The sequence below is a fragment of the Cryobacterium sp. PH31-O1 genome (genome assembly GCF_030063455.1).
In the GTDB taxonomy this organism is placed as follows: Bacteria; Actinomycetota; Actinomycetes; order Actinomycetales; family Microbacteriaceae; genus Cryobacterium.
The window spans coordinates 1-583 of the sequence record NZ_JASITB010000017.1; the positions used below are offsets into that span (position 1 = coordinate 1).

At 70.7% G+C, this 583-nt stretch carries 1 protein-coding gene; it reads left to right on the forward strand.

Annotated elements, in window-relative coordinates:
- Positions 1 to 583, forward strand: a 583-nt coding sequence (locus tag QMK31_RS17215; protein WP_283502175.1) for a hypothetical protein, incomplete at both ends; no start/stop codon positions are given.

Below are 583 nucleotides of genomic sequence, written 5' to 3' on the forward strand. Positions count from 1 at the left end.
GGAATCCCTGACTATGCTGCTGGCTTTGGAGAGCGTGGGCCGAGTCGTCGATGGAGCCCGGGTGCTCTCCACGACCGATGTGCTCCGCCGCTCCGAGTACTTCGATGCTTCCGCCGCGAAGAGCGCCACAGCTCGAGCTACCGCCGGCCAGAGTACTGCGACCCAGACGGCCGCCGGTGCGGCGGTGGTTTTGGCCGCGCCGACCTTGGCGCGTCGGCTCGGCTGCCGCAGCGGCGTCGAGCGGGTCTGCACCCTGGCCCGGGTCTCCCGCGCCGAGGTGCGCCAGCGTGCCGCGCTCGGCGCGAAAACCGGCCAACGGATGCTGCTCGGCCGCCCCCTCACCCCCATATACCCCGTTCTTGGCGATGCCCTGCAGAACGGAGCCGTCGGGGTGGAGCAAGCCCGTGTCATCGTGACGGTGCTCGACGGCCTGCGCACCTCGGTACTGATCGAGGACCTCGACCGCGTCGAACGCTCCCTCGTCGCCAGCGGCTCCGGCACGATCACCCCCGAAACCGCGGGCCTGCCCGGCGCCGGCATCGCCTTCGCCCCCGAACTGCTCCGACAGCAGGGCATTCAATGG